This window comes from Escherichia sp. E4742, assembly GCF_005843885.1.
Classification (GTDB): domain Bacteria; phylum Pseudomonadota; class Gammaproteobacteria; order Enterobacterales; family Enterobacteriaceae; genus Escherichia.
Genome location: NZ_CP040443.1, coordinates 2,667,550 through 2,691,308 on the forward strand (window position 1 = coordinate 2,667,550; position 23,759 = coordinate 2,691,308).

Annotated in this window: 25 protein-coding genes and 3 pseudogenes; 24 read left to right on the forward strand and 4 right to left on the reverse strand. The window is 55.6% G+C overall.

The annotated features are described in order from the left end of the window. Positions 1 to 3 precede the first annotated feature (3 nt). The 8 genes and pseudogenes from FEM44_RS12970 to FEM44_RS13005 form a co-directional block, all read left to right on the forward strand. Complete coding sequence (locus FEM44_RS12970) at positions 4 to 723, forward strand: TIGR03759 family integrating conjugative element protein (protein ID WP_171022597.1); 720 nt, start codon at positions 4 to 6, stop codon at positions 721 to 723. Then, a complete protein-coding gene (locus FEM44_RS12975) occupies positions 702 to 1,376 on the forward strand; it encodes a transglycosylase (RefSeq protein ID WP_135524142.1) in 675 nt (224 codons plus the stop codon). Before FEM44_RS12970 ends, FEM44_RS12975 begins: the two co-directional genes overlap by 22 nt. Continuing rightward, positions 1,373 to 1,891 (forward strand): integrating conjugative element protein, encoded by a 519-nt coding sequence (locus FEM44_RS12980; protein ID WP_135524141.1) that lies wholly within the window; start codon positions 1,373 to 1,375, stop codon positions 1,889 to 1,891. The genes FEM44_RS12975 and FEM44_RS12980 overlap by 4 nt, the downstream gene beginning before the upstream one ends. Continuing rightward, complete coding sequence (locus FEM44_RS12985; protein WP_135524140.1) at positions 1,888 to 2,493, forward strand: restriction endonuclease; 606 nt, start codon at positions 1,888 to 1,890, stop codon at positions 2,491 to 2,493. Before FEM44_RS12980 ends, FEM44_RS12985 begins: the two co-directional genes overlap by 4 nt. Continuing rightward, positions 2,490 to 3,002: a hypothetical protein gene (locus tag FEM44_RS12990; RefSeq protein WP_135524139.1), complete on the forward strand. Its 513-nt coding sequence runs from the start codon at positions 2,490 to 2,492 to the stop codon at positions 3,000 to 3,002. The genes FEM44_RS12985 and FEM44_RS12990 overlap by 4 nt, the downstream gene beginning before the upstream one ends. Next, positions 2,999 to 3,781, forward strand: coding sequence for a hypothetical protein (locus tag FEM44_RS12995; RefSeq protein WP_135524138.1), 783 nt, complete (start codon positions 2,999 to 3,001; stop codon positions 3,779 to 3,781). Before FEM44_RS12990 ends, FEM44_RS12995 begins: the two co-directional genes overlap by 4 nt. Next, positions 3,778 to 5,874 (forward strand): type IV conjugative transfer system coupling protein TraD, encoded by a 2,097-nt coding sequence (gene traD / locus FEM44_RS13000; RefSeq protein WP_138159048.1) that lies wholly within the window; start codon positions 3,778 to 3,780, stop codon positions 5,872 to 5,874. Before FEM44_RS12995 ends, traD begins: the two co-directional genes overlap by 4 nt. Further along, positions 5,867 to 6,607: pseudogene (locus FEM44_RS13005) on the forward strand (TIGR03747 family integrating conjugative element membrane protein); the annotation flags it as partial. The gene traD and the pseudogene FEM44_RS13005, both read left to right, overlap by 8 nt. A gap of 120 nt (positions 6,608 to 6,727) precedes the next feature. Here the strand turns inward: FEM44_RS13005 and FEM44_RS13010 are convergent. From FEM44_RS13010 to FEM44_RS25860, 3 genes are all read right to left on the reverse strand, one after another. After that, positions 6,728 to 7,231, reverse strand: a complete 504-nt coding sequence (locus FEM44_RS13010; protein WP_138159050.1) for an outer membrane beta-barrel protein — start codon at positions 7,229 to 7,231, stop codon at positions 6,728 to 6,730. Between the two features lie 60 nt (positions 7,232 to 7,291). Beyond that, entirely contained in the window at positions 7,292 to 8,233 is a 942-nt protein-coding gene (locus tag FEM44_RS13015) for an omptin family outer membrane protease (RefSeq protein ID WP_135524134.1), read from the reverse strand. A gap of 263 nt (positions 8,234 to 8,496) precedes the next feature. Beyond that, positions 8,497 to 8,685 carry a DUF1093 domain-containing protein gene (locus tag FEM44_RS25860; protein ID WP_138159247.1) on the reverse strand — a complete coding sequence of 63 codons (189 nt, stop codon included), beginning with the start codon at positions 8,683 to 8,685 and terminating at the stop codon, positions 8,497 to 8,499. Between the two features lie 1,398 nt (positions 8,686 to 10,083). Here FEM44_RS25860 and FEM44_RS13035 point away from each other — a divergent pair. From FEM44_RS13035 to FEM44_RS13090, 12 genes and pseudogenes are all read left to right on the forward strand, one after another. Then, a complete protein-coding gene (locus FEM44_RS13035) occupies positions 10,084 to 10,428 on the forward strand; it encodes an integrative conjugative element protein, RAQPRD family (RefSeq protein ID WP_057698393.1) in 345 nt (114 codons plus the stop codon). Further along, positions 10,428 to 10,670 (forward strand): TIGR03758 family integrating conjugative element protein, encoded by a 243-nt coding sequence (locus tag FEM44_RS13040; protein ID WP_135524132.1) that lies wholly within the window; start codon positions 10,428 to 10,430, stop codon positions 10,668 to 10,670. The genes FEM44_RS13035 and FEM44_RS13040 overlap by 1 nt, the downstream gene beginning before the upstream one ends. Positions 10,671 to 10,713: 43 nt before the next feature. Beyond that, positions 10,714 to 11,112, forward strand: a complete 399-nt coding sequence (locus tag FEM44_RS13045) for a TIGR03745 family integrating conjugative element membrane protein (RefSeq protein WP_171022596.1) — start codon at positions 10,714 to 10,716, stop codon at positions 11,110 to 11,112. Positions 11,113 to 11,124: 12 nt separating this feature from the next. Then, positions 11,125 to 11,490 carry a TIGR03750 family conjugal transfer protein gene (locus FEM44_RS13050; RefSeq protein ID WP_135524131.1) on the forward strand — a complete coding sequence of 122 codons (366 nt, stop codon included), beginning with the start codon at positions 11,125 to 11,127 and terminating at the stop codon, positions 11,488 to 11,490. Then, positions 11,487 to 12,149: a PFL_4703 family integrating conjugative element protein gene (locus tag FEM44_RS13055; protein ID WP_138158894.1), complete on the forward strand. Its 663-nt coding sequence runs from the start codon at positions 11,487 to 11,489 to the stop codon at positions 12,147 to 12,149. The genes FEM44_RS13050 and FEM44_RS13055 overlap by 4 nt, the downstream gene beginning before the upstream one ends. After that, positions 12,149 to 13,096, forward strand: coding sequence for a TIGR03749 family integrating conjugative element protein (locus tag FEM44_RS13060; RefSeq protein WP_135524151.1), 948 nt, complete (start codon positions 12,149 to 12,151; stop codon positions 13,094 to 13,096). The genes FEM44_RS13055 and FEM44_RS13060 overlap by 1 nt, the downstream gene beginning before the upstream one ends. Further along, positions 13,086 to 14,586: pseudogene (locus tag FEM44_RS13065) on the forward strand (TIGR03752 family integrating conjugative element protein). Before FEM44_RS13060 ends, FEM44_RS13065 begins: the two are co-directional and overlap by 11 nt. Positions 14,587 to 14,618: 32 nt before the next feature. Further along, positions 14,619 to 15,011: a TIGR03751 family conjugal transfer lipoprotein gene (locus FEM44_RS13070; RefSeq protein ID WP_112935046.1), complete on the forward strand. Its 393-nt coding sequence runs from the start codon at positions 14,619 to 14,621 to the stop codon at positions 15,009 to 15,011. A 207-nt stretch (positions 15,012 to 15,218) separates the two neighbouring features. Next, a pseudogene (locus tag FEM44_RS13075) lies at positions 15,219 to 17,913 on the forward strand (conjugative transfer ATPase). A gap of 4 nt (positions 17,914 to 17,917) precedes the next feature. Next, complete coding sequence (locus FEM44_RS13080) at positions 17,918 to 18,298, forward strand: acetyltransferase (RefSeq protein ID WP_135524201.1); 381 nt, start codon at positions 17,918 to 17,920, stop codon at positions 18,296 to 18,298. Between the two features lie 100 nt (positions 18,299 to 18,398). Next, the gene (locus FEM44_RS13085) at positions 18,399 to 18,623 is read left to right on the forward strand and encodes a hypothetical protein (protein WP_135524128.1); all 225 of its coding nucleotides are present in this window, start codon (positions 18,399 to 18,401) and stop codon (positions 18,621 to 18,623) included. 385 nt (positions 18,624 to 19,008) lie between these two features. After that, positions 19,009 to 19,212 carry a DUF1187 family protein gene (locus FEM44_RS13090; protein ID WP_096147722.1) on the forward strand — a complete coding sequence of 68 codons (204 nt, stop codon included), beginning with the start codon at positions 19,009 to 19,011 and terminating at the stop codon, positions 19,210 to 19,212. Between the two features lie 213 nt (positions 19,213 to 19,425). On the opposite strand, the gene FEM44_RS13095 is transcribed toward FEM44_RS13090, so the two are convergent. Further along, positions 19,426 to 20,082: a DsbA family protein gene (locus FEM44_RS13095; RefSeq protein ID WP_135524187.1), complete on the reverse strand. Its 657-nt coding sequence runs from the start codon at positions 20,080 to 20,082 to the stop codon at positions 19,426 to 19,428. A gap of 517 nt (positions 20,083 to 20,599) precedes the next feature. Between FEM44_RS13095 and FEM44_RS13100 the strand changes: the two genes are divergently transcribed. From FEM44_RS13100 to FEM44_RS13115, 4 genes are read left to right on the forward strand one after another with little or no spacing between them, the layout of a single operon-like run. Beyond that, entirely contained in the window at positions 20,600 to 20,995 is a 396-nt protein-coding gene (locus tag FEM44_RS13100; protein ID WP_135524188.1) for a TIGR03757 family integrating conjugative element protein, read from the forward strand. After that, on the forward strand, positions 20,992 to 21,966 hold the full coding sequence (locus tag FEM44_RS13105) for a TIGR03756 family integrating conjugative element protein (RefSeq protein WP_135524189.1): 975 nt from the start codon (positions 20,992 to 20,994) through the stop codon (positions 21,964 to 21,966). Before FEM44_RS13100 ends, FEM44_RS13105 begins: the two co-directional genes overlap by 4 nt. A gap of 13 nt (positions 21,967 to 21,979) precedes the next feature. Next, a complete protein-coding gene (locus FEM44_RS13110) occupies positions 21,980 to 23,431 on the forward strand; it encodes an integrating conjugative element protein (RefSeq protein ID WP_138159052.1) in 1,452 nt (483 codons plus the stop codon). Next, a complete protein-coding gene (locus FEM44_RS13115) occupies positions 23,424 to 23,759 on the forward strand; it encodes a hypothetical protein (RefSeq protein ID WP_001422118.1) in 336 nt (111 codons plus the stop codon). Before FEM44_RS13110 ends, FEM44_RS13115 begins: the two co-directional genes overlap by 8 nt.

A 23,759-nucleotide genomic window follows, 5' to 3' on the forward strand; every position in this document is an offset into this window, starting at 1 on the left:
AAGATGAGACTGAAATCCCTGTTACTGGTGATACTGATACCTGTACTGGTACAGGCCGCAGACCAGAACACGACCGTGACGGACGTGTCCCGTACGGATACGTCACAACATACGCAGAGCACCACGCAGTCGCTGCAACAGCAGGCTGGCCGGTGGGGGCTGAGTGAGGAGGACTGGGGGCGTTATCAGGCACTGATGGCGGGCCCCCGCGGGATACACTCACCGGGTCTTGACCCGCTGACAGCACTGGGTATTGAGGCCCGGACACCGGCTGAGCGCCGGGCGTATGCCGAAAAGTGGGTGAAGGAAGAGTATGCCCGTACAGAGAAGGAGCTGGCTTTTCAGCGGGAGGTTGATGCGGCATGGCAGCGTCTTTATCCCGGAAAGCTGCCGGTCAGCATGGGCAATACCGGTGTTCTGGCCGGGGACACCGGAGGCAGACTGGCGCTGTTTGTGAAGGCGAAGGACTGTGCGTCCTGTGATATCCGCCTGAGTAAGGTGCTGGCATCCGGTAAGCCGGTGGATATTTACCTGGTGGACAGTCAGGGGAAAGACGGGCTGCTTCGTCAGTGGGCACGTGAGCACAATATCCCACCAGAGAAGGTTCGCAGCCGGCATATCACCCTGAACCATGATGCGGGGCGCTGGCTGCGTTTTGGTGAGGGACAGATGCCGGTGGTACTGCAGCAGGGGGCGGACGGATGGCGCGTGGCTGCATTCTGACCGTTCTGCTGATGCTGGCAGGCAGCGGTATGTGTCAGTCTGTTGCACAGACCATTCCTGACGGGTATGTGCAGGTGGCCCGTGCACACGGTATTCCGGCAGAAGTGCTGTATGCCATCTCCCTGACAGAGACCGCCATGGCGCCCGGTGATGTGGCCGGCGTCATGCAGTATTCCCGCCGCGACGGGCGTCTTCCGGATGTCTCCCGCCCCTGGCCCTGGACAATCAATGTGGCCGGGAAGGGGTACCGTTATGCCAGCCGTCTGGAGGCCTGGCAGGCACTGCAGGTGTTTCTGAAACGTTATCCGGCCAGATGTATTGATGTCGGGATAGCGCAGGTCAATCTGGGGTGGAATGGTCATCGTTTTCCGTCAACATGGGCGGCTTTTGACCCGTACACCAGTCTTGAAACGGCGGCAGTCATTCTGCAGGAGTGCCGTCAGCGCCATCCTGACAGCTGGCTGAAGGCAGCCGGTTGTTATCATCATCCTGCCGGTGGAAAGCCGGCCGCCCGTTACACCGCCGTGGTCAGACGTCATCTGGACCGACTGCATGCCCGGTCAGCAGCAACAGGGATGACGCCACGGCAGACAGCCATGCTGACGCCTTCTCCCCGTTATATCTGGACTGAACCTCAGGAGAAACAGAAATGAAACAACACGGGCGAATTTATGCCCTGAGTCTGCTGCTGTTCTGTGCGGCGGCAGAAGCGGAACTGACGGTGATTGCTGACCTGGGTGGCAGGGATGCCGCGCCTTTTTTTGAGGGTATCAACCGGCAGGCACCGGCTTCTGCACCGGTTATTTCACCACAGCCTCTTCTGCAGGGAGAAGCCGCGATGCTGCCGGTCAGCACACCTGAAATGTCACCCGGCGAGGTGACACCACGCCCGCTTCAGCTACCGGGCATCGGTGCACTTTTCCTTGTGGGGGATGATGTGTATTCCCGCGCGTGGCTGCAGAAAAATGCGGCTGTGCTCCGGGCGCGTCATGCTGCCGGAATGGTGGTGAATGTGGCTGATGAAAACGGCCTGCGCACGCTGCGTGAACTGGCCCCCGGCGTGGCGATGGCACCGGCATCCGGTTCTGCGCTGGCCCGCCGGTTACAGCTGAAGTCTTATCCGGTACTGATAACGGACAACGGGCTGTCACAGGAGGTGGAGCCATGATGCAGGCACCTGTGATAACCGCAGCCCTGCTGGTCAGCCCGGTGCTGATGGTTTGTCTGGTGTTCTGCCTGCTGGCCGTGTTGCTGATGCTTATCCTGCGGGGAGGGTGGCGAAAACAGAAATGCGCCCGGACCCGTCGCCATCAGCGTTATCGTGCCACTGCCGCCCGGGTACTGGCCAGACTGAAGACGCTGCCGGGGGATGCGCATCGTCTGAAGTATCTGCGCAAAATCAACCCGTATGTCTTCGAAGAAGTGTTGTTACTGGCCCTGACGCAGCAGGGGATGACGGTTATTCACAATCCCTGCTACAGCGGTGATGGCGGCCTGGACGGACAGGTGGTGATTAACGGTGAGCGCTGGCTGATACAGGCAAAGCGCTACGGACGGACCATCCGCCCGGCACATATTGATGCCTTCGGGGAACTGCTGCGCCGGGAGGGGTGCCGGGGGTTTTTTATTCATACCGGTCGTACGGGGCCGGTCAGCCGGGCCAGGCTGACACTGTGGCCGGATATCGAACTTGTCAGCGGTCAGCGTCTGCTGAAACTGCTGAACGGAACATTACTGACAGATGAACTTACCAGGGGGGAGCGGGGATGATGACGGTAAAACGGATGTTTATGCTTTTATTCAGAACAGTGATTGTCTGGCCATCCGTGCTGACGGGATGCCTGATGATGCTGTATTTCGTTGAGGTCGCCAGCGGTGGTGTGACAGGGCTGGCGCAGCGTTATGAGGCGGAGTCAGCACGCTGGCGTGATGCGCCGGAAGGGACGGTGATGATGCTCCGGTGCCCGTCGCGTCCTTTCGTGGCACCGGTGACAACCGGGGAGTGGCGTGCACTGTCCGCCACTGATGCCGAATGCCTCCGGTCACCGCGCTCTTTCAGGCAGGCTGCAGAGGCAGATTTTCAGTCACTGCACACGCTGGCGCTGACACTGCTGCTGGCATCCGTGGTTCTGGAAGGCATTTCGGCCGGCATGTTGCGCCGGAAAACCGCATCCGTACCGGTATCACCACATTGTGGATGTGGCCGGGGCCGTGGTGCGGTTGCACACTGGCCTGACCATGATAATGATGCAATTCCGCAGAAGGGAGGTCAGGTATGACGGCTTCACTGCTGGTCCGTGTGCAGGCAAATGTTCCGGCCTGGGCACATGAACAACTGGCTGCATGGGATGCTGCAGAGTTTGCGGCAATGTCGGATTTTATTACGGAACACTACTGGACGGGACAGGGCAGTATCAATGTGTACCGCATTGTGGGAACTGACCATCCACAGTATGCCGGAATGACCTGGCTGGAGCTGCTGGAGCGCGGTAAACGCATGGACATCAATATCCCGTTACTCGAAAAGAATCCGGGATATTACACGCAGGCAGAGCAACAGCATGCCGGGATGAGTTTTGTCAGCACGGATGGCATTCACTGGTATGTCAGTGCTGACGGTAATCACCGCAGCTGTCTGGCCCGCTTTCTGTTTCACCTGCAGGGGGAGGGGCGTACACAGCTTCACAATGTGGCCCAGAGTGTTTATCACACAGACCAGGCGTTCCGGTCTGCCTGTCGGGAAATTCACAACCTGACAGAACCGTTGTCCCGGCATGGTGTGTATCTTCGTCTGCAGACCCGGCGGCAGTGTGTTTCCCGCGAAGACCAGGCCTGCTGGAAAGTGGACCGTTTCAGCACAGAAGCCCTGCTGATAGTGGATGATGTGCATGCAGGCGGACATGACGGGCCACCGGTGTATAAGGCATTACTGCTGAATGCGGCGGACGCATGGCAGGAGGTAATGGCGCTGCGATACCGTCTGGAAAGATTTTCAGCGCGTGCGGATACAGGGCGCTCATGGTGGCGCCGTCTTTTACAGAGAGGTACCCGGTCATGAGTAATCGTTATGTCATTGAGGCTTTGCTGCGACCGGCGGTGGAGCTGAACACTGCCGTGGTGGCGGCAACGGCGGCCGGTGTCTGTGTGACAGCGCCCTGGGCGGTGGCGCTCGCGCCGTCGGTCAGTTATGCCACTGCTGCCGGTTTTGGTGTTCTGGCAGCGGTCCGTTTTCGCCAGGGAATGAAGGTCATCCGCTACCGTCGCAATCTGCGGCGTCTGCCCCGTTATGTGATGAGTACCCGGCAGATACCCGTGAGCCGTCAGCGCCTTTTTCTGGGCCGGGGATTTCGCTGGACACAGAAACACACCCAGCGCCTTCAGGATACGTTGCGCCCGGAGGTGGCCAGGTACCTTCAGCCGGGCTGGCTGTACCGGATGGCCCGTCAGCTTGAGCTGAAAACGGAGCATACCGTCCCCCGTCTGGGGCAGCTTTTGCGCAAGGACTCTCCGCTGAATCCGGTACGCCCCCTGCCGCCAGTGGGCGGGAATCCGGCACTGCATGGTATTGAACCGGATGAACAGGATGTGACGCTGGCGCTGGGAGAGCGGGTGGGACATACCATTGTTTATGGTACCACCCGTGTCGGTAAAACCCGGCTGGCAGAGCTGCTGGTCACACAGGATATCCGCCGGGGAGAGGTCACCATTGTCTTTGACCCCAAAGGGGATGCTGACCTGTTGCTGCGTGTCTGGGCAGAAGCACACCGGGCCGGCAGGGGCGATGAGCTTTATATCTTTCATCTGGGCTGGCCGGAAATCTCTGCGCGTTATAACGCAGTGGGGCGTTTTGGCCGGGTATCGGAAGTGGCCACCCGTGTGGCGGGACAGTTGTCCGGTGAAGGCAACAGTGCTGCTTTCCGGGAGTTTGCCTGGCGTTTTGTCAATATCATTGCCCGCGCCCTGGTGGCGCTGGGAGAACGCCCGGATTACACGCTGATTATGCGCTATGTGAATAATATTGCTGACCTCTATATTCGCTATGCCGGAAAGGTGGTCAGTGAACAGATGCCGGAACTGGAAAGCGCCATTCTGAATAACATGAATGTGCTGGGTGAGAATGATGTGCCCCGGACCATGCAGAACCAGCCGGATGCTGTGCGTATCTGGGCCATTGAGGTGGCGCTCAGCAGTGAAGCCGGGAAGAAACTTTATGACCCGATACTGGATGGTCTGCGAAGTGCGGTACGTTATGACCGGACCTATTTCGATAAAATCGTGGCATCCCTGCTGCCGTTGCTGGAAAAACTGACCACCGGAAAGACGGCAGAGCTGCTGGCACCGGACTACCTGGATATGAGCGATACCCGTCCCGTGTTTGACTGGGAGCAGGTGATACGTAAAAAGGCGGTGGTGTATATCGGTCTTGATGCACTCAGTGACAGTGAAGTGGCCAGTGCCGTGGGAAACTCCATGTTTGCAGACCTGGTGAGTGTGGCCGGACATATCTACAAACACGGTATGAATGCCGGATTGCCCGGTGCCGGGGAGAGTAAAAATGTGGTCAACCTGCACTGTGATGAGTTCAACGAACTGATGGGCGATGAATTTATTCCGCTCATCAACAAGGGCGGTGGTGCCGGTATGCAGGTGACGGCGTATACCCAGACGTCTTCGGATATTGAAGCCCGCATCGGTAATGCGGCTAAAACTGCCCAGGTACAGGGTAACTTCAATAACATGATTATGCTGCGCGTCAGGGAGAACAGGACGGCAGAGCTGCTGACCAGTCAGCTGCCTCAGGTGGAGATTTACACCAAAACACTGGTGTCTGGACATCAGGATACCGCCGATGTGACGTCCGGACAGGATTTCACCTCCAGCACTCAGGACCGCGTTGGTACAGTAAAGGTTCCCTTACTGGAGCCGGCGGATATCGTCACCCTGCCAAAGGGGCAGGCATTTGCCCTGCTGGAAGGCGGACAGTTGTGGAAAATCCGGATGCCGCTGCCGGCACCGGATAAGGACGATGCGCTGATGCCGGAGAGCATTGCAAAAGTGGCTGAAGCCATGCGGCGTCATTACCACACCGGAGAGGGATGGTGGCATGAAGCCCCGGCCGTGAATGTGCCGGAAGGAGACGGACATGGCTGATTCCCGTCGTGATGTGGAGCGTCCTGACGCCGCACAACCGCCACGCCGGCACGGGCTGCTGTATAACCTGCTGTGGGGGTGGCCGTGGGCACTGGCCGGGATGGTACTCTCTTCCCTGTTGCTGAGCCTGCTGATTGAGTACGTGGGTATTACGTTTTTCTGGCCCGGGCAGGGGGCCGGACACAGTGAAGCGGTCATGAACACCGAGCTGGGCTGGTTATCCTCGGAATTCACCCGCAGTCTGCTGCTGTCCACGCCGTCAGTGACGGTGATGAAGTGGGTGTCCACGGCGTACCAGTGGCTGTTTGTGGACAGCGGATTTATGGCCTGGATGAAGCAGGGCGCTTCGGCTGATAACAGTGTGATACAGGAAGTGGATACCCTGGGCCGCTGGCTGGCGCATTACCTGCATGATTACCTGATGGCCACGGTATATGTGACGGTGGTGACGCTGGTCCGGGTGACGATTCTGGTGCTGTCAGCCCCTCTGTTTGTGATGGTGGCTCTGGTGGCTGTGGTGGAAGGTCTGGGAAGACGTGACCTGCGCAGGTACGGTGCTGCGTATGAATCCAGTTTTGTTTATCACCATGCCAGAAAGTCCATTAAACCGGCGATATACATTCCCTGTATTCTTTATATGTCCTGGCCCACGGCAGTATACCCGAACCTGCTGATATGGCCGGCGGCCATGCTTCTGGGCGTGGCCATCACCGTGACCATGGCGTCATTCAAAAATACCTCTGAGTCCGGGGGGCGCTGGACAGCCCGGGACAAAACTGTTTTTGTGCCGGGCTGTCAGCAGACAAGCCACGCCATTACTGTCAGTGCGCGTCAGTGCTTCCCGCTGTTGGCATCAGAACCGGTATCCAATACCCAGTATCCAGGTATTATTATTCTCGCCCAGCAGACGGGAATACTCCCATGAGGCATCGATAACAACGCTTTGCCACGGATTTATCTGTAAACCGAGAGCGCCCATTGCCCCTCTGTCTTTATGATTGATGGTATTTCCTGTTATCCACTGTTCTTCCTGTTCTGCAGAGGCTATTCCTGCAAGAGCATAAATACTGAGGGACGGAGAAATACGGTAAAAGGGGCCCACTGAAAAGGCATCATAGCCGCCGGCACTGTTAACTATTATTCCGGGCATTAAACTGGCTATGCCCGTATATGAAAAGCCCGCTCCCCATTTCTCATTAAATTCATAACGATATTTGAGGTTTATTCCTGCTCCGGTATATGCACCGTCAGTTACGCCGATGCCTGCGGATATGGAATGTTTTTGCTCACTGGCATTGGCTGTGGTGATAAAATCATCAGTGTGCATACCAGTAGTATTTTTATATAGCGCATACACAACTCTCCCGGGAGATAAAAAATGAAGTATTCATGGCGTGGAATGCCAGATATTGTGGTATCAGAACGTGTATTTCAGACCTGCGGTGGCGATGAAGTTATAGTTTTCTATGCCCATCCCTCCCGGGTTTTTATCGAATGTTCCGTCTCCATAATTATATTGTGTGGCATCGCCTTTTTTGTTTGTGATACGATTCCAGGTCCCTTCCACATAAACTCTGGCATTCGGAGTGATATAATATCCGGCATTTGCTGTAACAGAATAATAGTTCTGATTTTTTATACTCCCTCTGAATGTTGTGGTTCTCAAATAATGCTCATCGTTATCGGATGAACGTACCCAGCTGCTGTATTTAAACGCGCCGCCAAATTCAACATTGCCGTAACGATAACTTCCTGTCAGCCCGATATAAGGCATTCTGAAGCGTTGTGTATAACCAATGCTTTTTCTGTCCAGTGGGTCAGTGCCACTGATTTGTTCACCGGTCTCAAAATTTGTGTCAACCCAGGGGCCGCCCGTCGCGTTAAAACTGTAACGGCTTTCCTGATAGCCTGCCATTATGCCAAGGCGATAATCCGGTTCGTTTAAAAACCAGCCTTTGATATTCAGGTCCCATTCATTGGCATATTTTAATCGGGTGTTGGGGTGCCAGCTGCGGGCTGTCCAGTCGTTTGTATCTACACCCTCCCAGTCGGTATCGGTCATGAAACCACCACGCTGACCAATAGTGGACCACCCGGCGGCGCTGAATGTCGTCCATGGCGTAACATCCCAGTTAAGGGCTCCTTTTAAAATGGCGGCGTTATTGTATTTCCAGTCCAGCTGGCTAAGTTTGCTGCCATCCCGGGAAGAGTAAACCCGTTCTTTTGTTTTACCGCTCAGAGTGCCCAGGCTGATGTCTGTGCTGACTTTTTCAGGAGTAAAGAGAGCAGGGGCGGTACTGGCCTGCACGGCAAAAGCGGTGGGGGCGCAGAGTACAAGAATAAGCTGTTTTAATTGCATAAATGAAGCTCCATTTTGGTTATTCCGCCTTTTTATTATTTTTTATGATATCTGGCGTCAATACTGAATGTCCGTGTTGTTTGGGTTTTGTTTAATTATCTGTGTAGGGGGACCAGGGGGATTTGATGGCGGTTGATGATTCTGGCGATAAATAAAATCGCCAGAATATTAGTGTATAGTAATTAATTATTACCAGAGTCTTGATTGCGATGTTTTATACTTTTGTGTGTACCACGCCTGTTTTTAATGAATTTTGTACATTATTACAGAGAAGGATTTTCTCTCAGTTGTTTTCGTGCATCTGGTGGAATGGCATGGAGCGGTATCTCTTCCCAGGAGATAACGTCGTCGTCACGCACATAAATCTGAAGATGGGCGCCGGGTCTTAATACATGGCTGGTTGTAAACTCCAGTGATTTTTCTGTGCCGGTGGCGGAATAAGCTTCGATCAGATAAGTGAATTTCCAGGGGGGCGGCCATTATCGATGGGATGATCTGTTGATATTTTTACGTAATATGGCTCACTCCCGATACGTTTCGCCATTCTGATAAGGCTGCCCGCATTAAATATAATGGCGATAATAGTAACGATGATTATTATTTGTAAAGACCGTTTCGCTATTTTCTGCATGTTATTTTTCTCCATAAAATAGTTATGGTGAAAGGCAAGTTTATATGTGGTTGAATATCAGGTAAACCCTGCGGTTGCTTACGTGCTGTTTTGTGAACAGCACCAATATTATGCGCTTTATCTGAAAGATGGTATTACAGCTGATTCCTCTCCGCTGAATCTGCAACATTTCCGGCATGTTATTCCAGTGGATCAGGTTGAAACTATTTCTTTGTTCGATACAAGTATATATCCTTCTTTTGATGAGTGTACTTGCAGGAAGCCCTCATAGCGATAGTATCGTGAAGCATATTTACTTAGAGCCGCGACACCCTGGTGTAAAACTTGTTTTTGTAGCAGGGTGTCGGCCTGTTATCATCAGTGCGCATCAGTGGAAAACTGCCAGTGTCAGTTCACCGATGAGAGAAACGGGCGGAAGATTGTCACTGTCAGCACGGGGATGATAATAACATTCAGTACAATAATGAGCCCGTTGATGGTCTGTATGACGTAACATGCCCACAGAGGGTAATGGGGTTCTTCCAGACGGAGGTAATTGAGAAATACAAACCAGAAGGCGCAAAAAAATAACCAGCCCAGAAGTAGGGGCTGAAACAGATGTTCAGGCGTATTCTCTCCTTTTGAATGGGCATGCAGATAAACAGCCCCGGAACAATATCAAAGCGATCAGGTTAAGTTGCATATGCTGTTTTCTTCAGAGAACGTACTGGTCAGAAAGCAGGGCTGCGTATCAGTTCCCGCAGGAAAACGGGCAGTGTGATGATAAAAAAAACGGCGATGCATTGCATGATGGTCCATACCCAGGGCGGAAAACGGAGTTCTGCAACTTTGATGAAGCAGTAAAACAGGAGCCAGAAGGCAAGTGCGCCAGCATATATCTTCAGTGTAAGCTCAGTCATTATTCCGCCTTTATTGATGTTACAAATGAGAACAGCGTAATTTCTGAGCGTTGTTCCCGACAGCGTTAATTCATTCACGTCACGATGAAATTATTCGCCAGTGCAAATTCCGTTTTTTGCCAGCCCGGATGTCGGTGCAAATGTGTGAGTTTGCCAGCCAACACCATCAGAATCCTTGCTCAGCGCCGGAAAATCTTCCGGTGTTCAGCCATGCTGCTTTTCCCGTGAAAATTTTCAGTTCTGCAAACAGAGTTTATTGCTGATCTGTTTCCCAGCCTTACGCATCCTGTACGTACCGTTTAACTCTGAAGGAGGTGCGTATGCGTTCTTTTCCGGCATCAGCCTGTCGTGTCGGCCGTCGGGCCGGTGCCGCGGGGATGCTGTTTCTTTTCACCCTTGCCATACCCGTTCAGGCGGCTGAACAGGATGAACTGGCCACCGCCATGCGCCAGCTTGATCAGGTGCAGGCGGCGCTGGAACGGGCCCGGGTGGCTGCAGTTCAGTCCGGTTCGTCTGAGCCATCCCGTTACTTCTTTGATTATCCCCGGGCACGTGCCGATCTGGAGACCATCCGTGATGGCATTGACCGCTATCTCACGCCCTCCCGGGCCCAGCCCCGCACAACGTCAGCCGTGAACGGTCATTACCGGCGGGAGCGTCCCTGATGGGCATGTCTGCCGCGCAGTCCTCCGCCTTTAAAGCGGCTTCCGGGGAAATGGATATCAGCGTGCTGCATCTGCTGTCACTCGGGCTGCTCCTGGCTGTGCTGTTTCTCTGGGCGGCCTGGGCGCTGCTGGATGTCTGGGCGGGCTGGAGTAATGAGAAAGTCCGCAGCGCAATGCTGGGGCGCTTTTTTATCCGGCTGGCTCTCCTGCTGGTTCTCAGTATCTGGATGTTTGCCAGCTGAGGTGATTTGTTATCTGAATCATGATTACGAGGATTTTGTGTTTATGAAGTGGTGTTTTCGTTTTCTGAAACGTCTTGTTTCTCTGCCGCACACAATGCTGTTACGCCTGTGGCAGGCCGTGTTCTCACTGTGTTTGCTGCTCTGGATGAGTATGCAACCGGCGCTGGCTGATCTGCCTCAGATGGAGCCGCCGTCATCGGGAGGTGGCAGCGGGCTGTTCGGGCAGATTAAAGGCTATTCCCAGGACGGTGTGGTGCTGGGTGGTCTGATTATCTCCGCCATTGGGTTTATTGTCGTGGCGAATGCCGCGATTTCCACGTTTGCGGAAGTGCAGGATGGCAAAAAAGGCTGGACGCAGTTTGGTGCCATTGTGGTGGTGGGGGTGATCCTGCTGGTTGCGGTGATCTGGCTGCTGACCAAATCGGCGTCCATCATTCTGTAAGGAACGCCGCCCATGCAGACCATTCATTTTTTACCCGATCGCCTTAACGTGGAGCCGGCTGTGTTCCGGGGCTTCACCACGCCGGAGCTGGGGCTGGCTGCACTGAGCGGTGCCGGTCTCGGCCTGCTCTGGCCGTTACCGCTGCTTCCGCTGACCGGCTGGGTGATTATCCCGACAGGAATGATGGTCACGCCGCTGTTACTGGTCTGGTTCGGCGGAAGCTGGATCACCCGGATGAAGCGTGGCAAGCCGGATAACTGGCTCTGGCAGCGGCTGGAGGAGAAAAAGTGTCGTGCCGGTATGGGGCGTTCATCGCTGATTATAGTGGCGCAGGGCTGGTCCCTGCGCCGTACCCGGCCGGTAAGGAGAGTATCATGAGTCGTTTTCGTCACGCCCTTCAGGACAGGGACCAGCATATCCGCAGCCTGCGCATTATCAGTGCCGTGCTGGCAGGATTTCTGTTACTGGCCTGTATTGGCTGGATGACTGCCCCCAGTCGCCTGACCATTCATAATCCGCCGGATTTGCGTTCCGGCAGTACCCGTCCGTGGTGGGAAGTGCCCCCGTCGACGGTCTACTCCTTCGCCTTTTATATCTTCCAGCAGTTAAATGCCTGGCCGAAGAACGGTGAGGTGGATTACCCGGCGAAAATTCATGCCCTGTCGGCCTATCTGACGCCGTCGTGTCGTGAACTGATGGAGGGAGATGCCCGCCGCCGTAAGGATGCAGGGGAACTGCTCGACCGCGTGCGTGTGGTGTATGAAATCCCTGAGCACGGGTACGGTGGTCGCTACAACAAAAATCCGGTGACCGTACAGGGCCGGGATAACTGGCTGGTACGTCTGGACCTGGTGGCGGATGAGTATTTTCATGCCGAGCCGGTCAAACGTGCGCTGGTGCGTTATCCCCTGAAAGTGGTGCGTTGGGAGGGGGACCCGGAACATAACCCCTTCGGGCTGGCACTTGACTGCTACAGCGGTACACCACAACGGCTGGAAGCCGCGCCGGTGGCTTCAGGCCCGGGAGGTGCGCAGTGATGGTAGCTACCGTTCGTCATTTCCTCCGGAATAGCCTGACGGCGCTTCCGTTACTGATATCTCCGTTTGTGCTGCATGCTGACGAACTGATGAAGTGGGAGCGTATTCCGTTATCCGTACCCCTGAAGGTGGGGCAGGAGCGGGTGATTTTTGCGGACAAAAATGTGCGGGTGGGATTCCCGCCGGCACTGAACGGTAAGCTGCGGGTACAGAGTACCGGTGGTGCCGTGTACCTGAAGGCGGACAGTGCCTTTCCGCAGACACGACTGCAGTTGCAGGATGTGGAGACCGGGGAAATGATTCTGCTCGATGTCACCGCCGGTGAACAGGGACCTTCTGAGCCGGTACGTATTGTGTATGACGGTGAGGTCAGCATGGTCAGTCAGGCGACTGACCTGATGAAACCGGCGCCCTCATCCGGCAAAACCTCCGCCGGTCAGTCGCGGGCACCGGGACAGGATGATGGTACGCAGGCCCGTCGTCAGCCGGTTCGTTACAGCGCGCCCCTGCCAGTGCTGCTGACCCGTTACGCCGCCCAGTCCCTGTATGCCCCGCTCAGGACTCTGGAGGCGGTGCCGGGTGTTCACCCGGTCAGTCATCACCTGCCAGGGCGCATCACCACCCTGTATCCGTCAGAGCCCCTGACCGTCACGCCACTGGCAGCATGGGGCGCCGGCGGGCGTTCGGTGGTGGCGCTGAAGCTCACCAGTACGGTCAGCCGTAAGGTGGTGCTGGACCCCAGGGCTCTGCAGGGAAACTTTGTGACCGCCACCTTCCAGCATCGCTGGCTGGGACCTGCAGGCTCACCGGAGGACACCACAACACTGTATCTGGTGACAGAGGGCAGACCGGACAGGGCGTTTATCGCAGAGCCAGTCCGCCGTAAAGTCACCACAGCCCGTAAGACAGGGGGCAGCGCCCGTGGGGAGGTGAATCGTGCAGATTAAATCCAACACGCTGGTCAAATTTGTGGTGCCCGCTGTGGTGTGGGTGGGGTATTCATCGGGCTTAAAAGCTGTGGTGATTCAGCGCCGTCATCAGACCCGTCAGCACAGCAGACACAGGTCCTGGGGACCTGTCTCAGGAGGAACTGAAGGCGCTGGGTGTTGAGGGCGACACACCGGAAGATACCCTGCGCACGCTTATCGGGCGTCTCAATCAGGTACGTGAACGTCAGCAGACGCTGGACGAACAGAACAGCAGACTGCTGAAGGAGAATGAACAACTGCGCAAACGCGGAACGGATGTGTCCGGTCAGCTGAACGATGCCGTGGCAGGACTGCAGAAAAGTTATGAGGAGAAGCAGCGCCAGCTGCAGAACGAGCAGAACACCCTGATGGCAAAGGTGCAGTCCCTGACGGAACAACTGTCACAACAGGGGCACTCCGGTAAGGCGGATGCGAACAACAGTACCGACAGCGATATTCCCCTCGGGCTGGGGCTTGACGGGCTGAGCGGTTCCCCGGGCAGCGCGGTGTCACAGGGGGCCGATGGCCTGATGTGGGTGACGCCGGCTGACCAGTCACAGCCTGACCCACGGGATGTGGCAGGGGGCAAAAGTGGTCCCCGTTTCCCCACCTCCTTTCTGGATGATAATCCGCTGACCCGTCAGAAGGCGGCGTATGAACAGCAGGTGAAGGGATACAGTAACGAGAAACAACAGGCCACCACACAGGCCGTCTACACCCTGCCGGAGAATGCCACCCTGGTCGGGAGCCGGGCAATGACGGCCCTGCTGGGGCGTGTGCCGGTCAACGGCACGGTGACAGACCCTTATCCGTTCAAGGTGCTTATCGGTAAGGACAACCTGACCGCCAACGGCATTGAACTGCCGGATGTGGAAGGGGCCGTGGTGTCCGGTACCGCCAGTGGTGACTGGACGCTCTCCTGTGTGCGGGGCCAGGTGAACAGTATCACCTTTGTGTTTGCTGACGGGCGGGTTCGCACGCTGCCGGCACCGGATGTGAATGGCACCACCAACAGCAATCAGCAGACGAAGAACGGGAATAACACCGGCGGCATTGGCTGGATTTCGGATGAGGACGGCATTCCGTGTATCAGTGGCACCCGTAAGTCCAATGCTGCTACATACCTGCCCACCATTTTCGGTCTGTCTGCCGCGGGGGCGGCCGGTGAGGCCCTGAGCCAGGGGCAGTACACCACGCAGAATAACGTCAACGGCCTTTCTTCTGCGCTGACCGGCAGTGCCGGGGAGGCGGCACTGGGTAAGGCGATTTCCGGCGGAATGAATGAGACAGCAGAGTGGGTGAAGCAGCGTTACGGGCAGACGTTTGATGCCATTTATGTGCCACCGGGAAAAAGGCTGGCCGTTCACATCACCCGCCAGCTGGCGATTGATTACGAAGACCAGGGCCGTAAGGTGCGTTATGACTTCACCCTGCCGGGAGAGGCGGACGCACAGGGTGGTCTGGACTGAGGGAGCAAACCGTGAAGCATTTTTTTTCTGTAATGACCCTGATTACCGTCACGCTGACACTGTACGGCTGTGCGACATCAAAAGAGGAACTGCTGCCCGCCGGTGACCAGACGATGCTGGAAATCTGGCAGGGGCAGTCTGGCGGCGGAAGCGCCCGTTCTGCTGCGGCAGCCCGTGACACACTGCGGCGTCCGCTGACAGAAACGGAACAGCAGGACGCAGCGCAGACGGACCGCAGTTACAGCCGGACACAGGAGAGTGAAATCAGCCAGCAGTTTCCACGCCTGCCCAACCCGGACATGGTGATGTATGTCTTTCCGCACCTTGCAGAGGGGAACTCACCGGTACCGGGCTACAGCACGGTGTTTTCATTTTACAGCCAGACGCAGTATGCGATGCCCGGTGAACGCACGGCAGCGTTCTGACGGGGCAGATGAGCTGAGTGATGGTGCCGGCGTGATGCCGGCAGTTTATCAACGTATGTTAAGGGCGTAAGTAAGATGGTTTTCCCGCTGTTTAAAAAGAACGTGAAACCGGCAATATCTGCAGAGACGACCGTGTCAGCAGAATGCGCGCAGCATTCAGGAGGCGATGACGCCGGTACTCCCCGTAACCTGACCCGCCCCGGGCGAATGACCCGCCGGGAGGAGGCGAAGATTTACCATGCGGGCCCGTCCATTATTGATTTTCTGCCCTGGGTGGAATACCTGGATGAAGAGCAGTGCCTGCTGCTGGATGACGGGGTGTCTGTCGGGGCGGTGTATGAGGTGACACCGGCAGCCACGGAAGGGCGCACGGCAGAGCGTCTTGAGCAAATCCGTGACACGGTGGAGGATGCCCTGCAGGACAGCTTTGATGAATACGACACCCACCCCTGGGTGGTGCAGTTCTTCTGTCAGGATGAAAATGATGTGGATGCGTATCTTGACCATCTGAAGGGGTATGTTAAGCCCCATGCGCAGCGCACGGCTTTTACAGAGGCCTGGCTGGGTGAGATGGAACGGCATCTGCGGGGAATTGCCCGCCCGGAAGGGCTTTTCACGGACACGCTGGTGACCGGTCAGCCCTGGCGTGGTCAGCAGCGACGGACCCGGATGGTGGTGTACCGCCGTATCGGGAAAAACAGCCATGACCCGATGCCGCCGGTGGCGATGCTGAACCAGGTGTGTGAACGCGTGGTGGGGGCGCTGGGCGGGGCGGGGGTGCGCTGTACCCGTATGAACGGTCTGCAGGTGCATGGCTGGCTGCTCAGACTGTTCAATCCCCGACCAGAGTGGGTGGACAGGGACACACTGTACCGTCTGGCCACTCGCGCGGCACCGCAGGAGACCCCGGAGGGTATGATGCCGGTGATGACCGACTTTGCGGAAAGTCTCTGGTTCACGCCGCCGGTGTCGGATCCGGAAAACGGTGTGTGGTGGCTGGACGGACTTCCGCATGCCGCCGTGGTGGTGGAGAAACTGCGTACGCCTCCGGCGCCGGGGACGCTGACCGGTGAGAAGGCCCGGGGCGAAAAGACGGTGAATGCCCTGATGGATACGTTCCCTGAAGGTACCCTGTTGTGCATGACCATTGTGGTACAGCCGCAGGACACACTCGAGGAGCGTTTTACCCGTCTGTCAAAAAATGCGGTCGGGGAAAACACAGAGTCCATTCGTGCCCGTCAGGATGTGGCCACCGTGAAGGAATATCTGGGGAACCGCCACAAACTTTACCGGGCGGGGATCAGTTTTCTGTTACGGGCAGAGGATATGGACAGCCTGAAGCGTAAGCGGGTGGCTCTGACCACGGCACTGCTGGGCGCCGGCCTGCAGCCGGTACGTCCGGAGTTTGATGTGGGGCCACTGAACAGCTGGCTGCGTGCGCTGCCCATGTGTTTTGACCCGGATACGGACAGGAAGCAGTGGTACACGCGTCTGATGTGGGTGCAGCATCTGGCGGGGCTCCTGCCGGTGACCGGGCGGGAAACAGGCACCGGTCATCCCGGATTCAGTTTCTTTAACCGGGGGGGGGATGTGCTGACATTTGATCCGCTGAATAAACTGGATCGCACCCAGAATGCGCACCTGCTGCTGTTCGGTCCGACCGGCGCCGGGAAATCCGCCACGCTGTGCTCCTCGCTGTCGCAGATCATGGCCGTACATCGCCCCCGTCTTTTTATTGCTGAGGCTGGTAACTCGTTCGGGCTGCTTGCTGATTATTTTGAGAGCCTCGGGCTGAGCGTCAACAAAATCAGCGTGAAACCGGGCACCGGTGTCAGCCTGCCGCCGTTTGCGGACGCGCATCACCTGGTGGCACAGGGACAGACCCTGCAGGATGTGGATGAACAGACACTGCCGGATATTGATGATGACACGCAGGACGAGAATGAGGAGCAGCGCGATATCCTGGGAGAAATGGAGATTTCTGCCCGCATGATGATCACCGGGGGGGATCCGAAGGAAGAGGCGGCACTCAAACGGGCGGACAGGGCGATGATCCGCGAAGCCCTGCTGATGGCCACGCACACCACATACCGGGAGGGACGCCAGATGCTGCCGGCGGATTTGCAGTCGGCACTGTGGGAAATCTCCCGGGACAGTCAGCGAAATGAACTCCGGCGGACGAAAGCGGCAGAGATGGCGGAAGCGCTGGGGATGTTCACCCAGCCGGGCAGTTTTGAGGCAGAGCTGTTTAACCGTGAGGGGGCGTTGTGGCCGGAGGCGGATGTGACGCTGATTGATCTGGGGCATCTGGCCCGTGAGGGGTATGAAGCCCAGATGGCGCTGACCATGGTGTCGATGACCAACATGATTAACAACATCGCGGAGCGTGACCAGTATCTGGGGCGGGATATTCTGTTTGCGGTGGATGAGGCACACATTGTGACGGTGAATCCGTTGCTGTCCCCGTACATGACAAGGTGGTGAAAATGTGGCGCAAGCTGGGTGCCTGGCTGTGGCTGGCCACGCAGAACCTGAAGGACTATCCGGATGTCGCCGAGAAGATGCTGAATATGGCCGAGTGGTGGGTGTGTCTGACCATGCCGCCGGAGGAGGTGAATAACATTGCCCGCTTTAAGGCCCTGACAGAGGAGCAGAAAGCGGTGCTGCTGTCAGCCGGCAAACTGTCGGGGTGTTACACGGAAGGGGTGGTGCTGGCGAAGAAAGTGGAGGCGCTGTTCCGGTGGTGCCCCCGAGTATTTACCTCGCGCTGGGGATGACGGAGAAGGAGGAGAAGGCGGAGCGTCGGGCGTTAATGAAAGCGCATCAGTGCAGCGAACTGGAAGCCGCATTTCATGTGGCCCGGAAGCTGGACAGGCTGCGTGGGCTGACTGACGGGGAGTAAGACGATGCTGTGTCTGAAATATCCGGAGCCGGAAGAGGTTTCACAGGTGCACCCTGCCGGAAGTGTGTTTGTGCTGCCGCCACAGGGGCAGCCCGGTGCCAGCCGTGCCACCCGGGATAATCTTGAGCGTCTGCGCGGACATCTGCAGAAGCTGCTGGGGCCGGTGACGCGTATCTGTTGTCAGCCTCAGCGTGTGGGAGTGAACAGCAGCGTGGCGGTGGCACTGGAAGGGCGGTCGGGTCAGAAGGTGCATCTTCTGTTGACGGTAAGTGGTCATGAGGGCTGGCCGTCGGAGGAGGAGTATGCACATCCCCGCTGGTATATCCCGGTGACCGATGCTGCTGATTTGTGTTATCTGCTGCTGTGGCTGGCTGAGTTAAAGTGAGGGGATATGTGCACTGATTTTAATGCTGCTCCGGTGCCCGCACTGACCGGGGTGACAGTGATATATGGCGTATTTCAGATTAAATAAAGAGGGATGAAGTATGAACTCTGGTTATGATTTACCGGGAGGGCTGGGGCCGGTAAGGGAACGGATAATTGATGACCCATGGTTTTTTCTGTCTGTCGCACTGATTCTGTTGGTCGTGGTATATGTCGTGTCGTTGGGGCTTAAAGAAGTTATTTTCAGTATCAGAAAGGGGAAAGGAAAGAGAAAAACACTCAGGGAGGCATCGCGTTCGCGGGGCACGACTGATGAAAAAGTCTGAAAAATAAATCAGAGTATTACAGATGATGGATGACTTTCGTTATTATGAACGGGCAGACACTTATTGTTATGCAATCTACTCTTATTACCAGCATTATTTCCATCGTTTTCCGCACTCCGGTGCGGTTTTTTTATTTCCGAAACTGACCGACGGGAAAAATCCGAAAAATTTTTCAGGAGTTGAAATCAGCAGAAGGCTACGGGCAGAATTTTCAGGGTAAAGTTGTTTCATTGTTTTTTTATTGCTCTGGACGGTTCGCCCGCAGGAGACGCGGGCTTTTTTTAGTCTGTCTTCGCATGAGCCATTGCTGCTCCGCTGACTTTTTTTCGCGCTTACGTCACTGGTGATGGCTCAGTCGAAGATATACTGGTTACAGAGATGAAGTATGGCTGTGCGTTACAGAATTACGGCAACGATAATGAAGCCCGGTAATCTGCCGGTGCTCTGGACCCGTTATTCAGACCACCGGATGACCCGGACAGAGTGTGAGAAAATGTTTTCCATTCCGAAAGAGCCCGGTCGCTCTTTTGGCGATAAAGTTCGGGTGGAAGACTTTCGTTGTGTGGCGGTTGAGAACGAAAAAGTCTGAAAATATCACGTTGCAATAAAAATGAAGGTTATATGGTGATAACATTCTGTCTCTGTCAGGTGAATGTTTCATCATGATATTAAACACGAATGATGGCTTACTTACATTGAGATATCAGATTTCCGGGCATGATTGCCCGTTTTTTTATTTTATATACCCGCAGCTCTGCCTGTATTCCGGAACAGGCAGAGCGGATATAACGACCGGAATACGTCAGGGATTTGTCATCATCAACTGACGCACCACTTCGGCAAATTCCTTTCCGTAGCCTTCTGTGGAGCCGTCTTTAATACCGTTGTTTTTAATCTGGTACTTACCGTTGACATAAAAAGCCGGCGTTCCGGTAAGACCAAATTCCTCAGCAGCCTGTTCCTGGCGGGCGGTCATCGTTTTTACCATAAAGCTGTTTCTGGCGGCATCAAATTCACCGGCATCCACGCCGGCCTGAATGAATACCGCCCTGATATCGTCTTCGCTTTTTACCGAGCGCTCTTTCAGAACGGCTTCAAACAGGGGGCCTTCCACTTTGTCTTCCACACCCAGTGCCCTGGCAATGGACCAGGCTTCAGTGAGCTGTTTTCCCATCGCCCCCATAAAACTGGCATGGTATTTTTCAACTTTCCCCCCTTCAGGCAGAATGTTTTCAATATTTTTACTGACCTGGTAAGGGCTGTAGAAGCTGCTGCAGGCGGGGCAGTAGAATGAGAAAAATTCCACGACTGGTGGTGCATCTTTTACCGGGTTATCCAGTTTTGTGTACTGTTTGCCTTCAGTGACGGTAACAGCCGCCTGTCCGGGCAGGCTGGCAGCGAAGAATAAGGATAAAGCCAGAAGGGCGCGGGTTGTTAATTTCGCAGGTATCAGTGTCATGTTTACGGATTATACAAATCAGACATTATAAACAATGGCGGCGGGTCTGACCGGTGGTCTGCACGCAGATAAACGGTATCCTGCCGCCTCCTTATCAGCCACCTGATGATACAGATGACAGCAGGTTATAATACATCAAAGTTATAATGTAAGCGGGTTATTTGTCTGAAACAGAGAGGCAGAATACCCGGTGAACTTTGGGATAAGGCGTTATCACAGGGGATGTCAGCTTCATGAGGTTAAAAGAGACGTGATAACGCCTTATCCGAAAAGAAGAGAGTGTTCCCTCAGGTATCAGATTTCCAGGTCGTCAAAAAGAGGGAACACTCTCAGTTTTTCAGGTGGCATACCCGAAACCTATTCTGATATCTGGCGGACTGACAGGCAATAATAAAATGGTGGAAAAATTCCTGGTTTGATGTCGTTAATTTTCAGTTTCCGGTTTTGAATTTATTGATGACCTTCCCGGTGGTTCTGCGCACGCTGTCAGGTATGTATTGTCTGACGGAGTCATTCCATGTACCGGAAGCTGTTGTATTCCTTTCTTACCCTGCCGGTGATATCAGTTGCCGGCACTACCGTTTATACCGACTCGGCACATCTGCCGGTTAATCCGCCCCCTGATGTACAGGTTGTGTTGCTCGACGGGCCACAGCAACTGCAGGATGCTTTTTTTGGTCCGTTGCCGGCTGACCCTGAAGCCGCTGAGGCAGCTGTTCGTGAACACATGCAGTCTCCTGAATGGCAGTCTGCACAGGCTGACCTTGCAGAACGTTATCGCCATGTGACCCACGCCTGGTCGCTGGGGCTTAAAAAATACCCGGCGGTGGTGTTCGATGACCGGGAAGTGGTGTACGGCACCACCGATGTGGCACGGGCTGAACGACTCCGGAGTCAGGGAGGTCAGCCATGACGGGTCTGCGAACACGACGTTATGCCGGTGCTCTGCTGCTGTGTACGGCGACCGTCTCTGTGGCTGACGCTTCCCTGAATACGGCACAGATAGTGGCCGGTGCTGTCTCTCAGAGCTGCATCAGCTGGCGGGTCAGCGGTATCTGTTACTGGCTGCACTGCTCCTGGTCGGGGTGTCGGGTCAGAACATCCGTGAGGGTCTCACATTTTATCCCTGAAGCAGTGGTGTCCACCTATACCGCACCGGGCGGTAATCCCTGGCGGGAAATGGCTCTGGTCAGTCAGGCATCCGGCGGTGTGGAGAACACCATCAGTAGCGGGATTGCCGGGCTGTCTGCTGGCGGGGGAAACCCGGCAGATATGAAATCGCCGGGGCAGCGTAAATCTGCCATCCGTTTCAAATACGCGGATGCGCTGGGGCATCCGGCCACGTTGCTTATCGGGGGCAGCATTCCCGGGTATTCGTGTGAGTCTGCTGCCACGCCACTGAGGCCTTATTTTCTCAGCACGCTGGACAGCCTTGCCTGGCGTACCGGCATGCCTGAATCCCTGTATCCCGAAGCCATGATACCCGGCAGACGGGAGCTGGGGAGTCAGCGTAATGCAGGCATGTGGGGAAATATCTACCCCCGTTCCGGTTTTGTCAGCCAGACCGATGATGACAAAGCGGCAGCCCTGGTTGCCCAGCGGGTGGCGGATATCATCACACGCACAGGAGAACCTCACGTCTATCAGTCGCTGAAAGGCCGAAAAAAGGATGGCTACTGGCCACCGGATGCGGTGGAAGAAAACACCGGCACCCGTAATCACAAGTGGCAGCGCCTGACCCCTTCAGTTTCTTCATCCTGTGCCGTATTCCCGGATGGCAGTCATGCCGCGCCGGAGGACGGTAATGCCGCGTTTGCCCTGTGGCGTCCCTACAGTTGCTGCAAAAAGCGGGGCCAGAAATTCCTGGGCAGTACGAATTTTTAGAGGAAAGCAAATCATGAAGCATAAACCACAACTGACAAACGTCGTGGCACTGGCTGTCATGCTGGCCTGCAGCTCTGTGGCCAGTGCGGCGGAGAATGAACGCAGTACGTTCGGTCTCTCCCTGCCACAGGTGAATGACAGTGCCATTGGGTACGGGAAATCCATTGATGGTGCCATTTCGGACAAACTGTTTTACACCCTGGGAGGTGGGTCAGTGATATCTCAGCCGGCGACCCGGAGCAACATGAAGAAGCTCGGGGTGGATATTGGCTGGAGCAGCAACCTGATGTGCGGCAACTTTGACCTGAAAACCACGGTGGGTAATCAGCTGAACGGGGTGACGGACGGTTTTAAAAACCTGATGGGGGATGTGATACAGGGGGCAACGGGCGCGGTGGCCAGCCTGCCGGCGATGGTTATCCAGCGGGCTAATCCGGGGTTGTATGACGCCCTGACTAACGGGGTGTTACAGGCAAATGTGGCGTTCGACAAGGCACAGTTGAACTGCCAGAACATGGCGAAGCGCATGATGGAGTTCTCGGACAGCAGCAAGTGGACACAGGCTGCGGTTATGGAGGAGTACAAGTCACTGGTCAACAGTGGTGAAGCGGATGCCATTCGTATTGATCATCAGGCGCAGAATTTTAAAGGAAATTCAGGACGTAGCTGGATTGGTGGTCAGAAACGGGGAGGTGCAGGGCAACCAGCTATCCGTCCCACACATGATCTGGCAGCAGCGGGTTTTAACATGATGAATAACCTGCCGGTTACCAGTACATCAATGGTCGGGAGTACCAGTTGTACCGGAAGTGTGTGCAGTAAGTTCAGTAATGCTGAAGAGGCGGCAAAGGCGGTGGTGAAAGTGCTGGGTGATCGCACTATGCGAACCTGTAGTAAAGCAAATGAATGCACCAGTGGTGGTGAAGAGCAGCAGTCTGGTGCGATCGCCGGAACCGGATTCACGCCGATGCTGGAAGAAGCGGTGAAAGTGAATACGGAGCAACTGGTAAAGCTGGTTAATGGTACTGAAAAACCGACAGCAGCAAATCTGGCTAAACTCCGGTCAGGCAGTCTGACAGTAACGGCCGGAGTGATTAAGGCGCTACAACGGGATCCGGATAATGCTGCACTGACCGGACGTCTGGCCGGCGAACTGGCAATGGCAGATACGGTGGAGACGGCGCTATTGATGCGCAGAATGATCGTGACGGGAATGTCTGAACCGAATGCGATGTTACAGGATGATGCGTTGGCAGAGGGAGAGCGTCGTATTGAAGCGCTGGATCGGGAGATTGCTGCGCTGAGAAACGAGATGGAGCTGAAGCGTGAACTGGCCCGCAACAGCGTGCTGACCATTATTGAACGTGAGAATCAGCGAGTTGGCGTTAACCCGCAGACGGAAAGTGCAGACAGCTCTGATACCCGAATTAATCAACTGGAGCAGGGAACAGGTGAAGATGAATAAACGTAACGCCCGTCAGCGTCTGAAAGCGGTGCTGCTCACAGGCGGTATCCTGCTGGCATTTATGGTGGTGGCGCTGTTCATTGCGGATATGGCCATTCGTCATCCGGAAGGAACTGCCGCATTCAGTACGTGGATGCGGGCTCACCGTTCTGGCTGGCTGCTCTGGCGTCTGTGCATTTATATCCTGCTGGGCTGGGGTATCTGGCGTATCGCGCATGCACCGGGATTCCGGGCGGAATACCGCCAGCCACTGATACGTATCTGTTGCGCCAGTGTGGCGTTTATTCTGGTCTGTGAATACGCGCTGCTGAAGGCGCAGGGAGGCTGA